Source organism: Streptomyces boncukensis, assembly GCF_011045075.1.
Classification (GTDB): Bacteria; Actinomycetota; Actinomycetes; order Streptomycetales; family Streptomycetaceae; genus Streptomyces; species Streptomyces boncukensis.
In genome coordinates this window covers 1-615 of sequence record NZ_JAAKZZ010001089.1, presented here as the reverse complement: position 1 = coordinate 615, position 615 = coordinate 1, and the positions used below count along the sequence as shown (strand labels likewise).

Below are 615 nucleotides of genomic sequence, written 5' to 3'. Positions count from 1 at the left end.
ATAAGAGACAGCGGTCCGGCGGCCCGGCGGCGGCTTTTGCCGCGGCCGGGTGGGTGGCGGCCGGATATCTGCTGGTCGCCTGCGGCGCGGTGGTGTACGCCTGCGGCGGCCCGATGCGGGTGGACGTGGTGAGCGCGGCATGGCGGCTCCCGCTGCTGGTCGCCGCGGTCTGCGCGTACTGCGTGTGGCGGGCGCGGGGGAGCCCGGTGCCGCGCTCACCACGGCTGTGCTGCGGGGAGCGCGCCGAGGTGTCCGTACGCGCCGGGCTCGCGGGTGTGGTGGCGCTGTGCGGCGCGGGCGCCGCACTGCTGGGCGTGGCGCTGCTGCGCCGTCCGGGTGCGGTGCAGCACAGCTTTCCGCAGCTGACCGAGTCGGTGCCGGGGCGCTTCGGCATGCTGCTGCTCGCCGTCGCGCTCGCGCCCAACGCCGTGCTGTGGGCGGTGGCGTACGGGCTCGGGCCCGGATTCACCCTCGGTGCGGGCAGCGTGGTGAGCCCGCTCGGGACGGAGGGCACCGCCGGGATGCTGGCGCAGCTGCCACCGTTCCCGCTGCTCGTGGCGGTACCGGAGACGGGCGCGGGCGGGCCCGCGGTGTGGTGCCTGGCGGGGGCGGTAC

Annotated in this window: 1 protein-coding gene; it reads left to right on the top strand. The window is 77.1% G+C overall.

Annotation, left to right across the window (positions count from 1 at the left end; translation table 11 throughout):
- Nucleotides 1-615, top strand: a 615-nt coding sequence (locus G5C65_RS38090; RefSeq protein ID WP_241266365.1) for a cell division protein PerM, incomplete at both ends; no start/stop codon positions are given.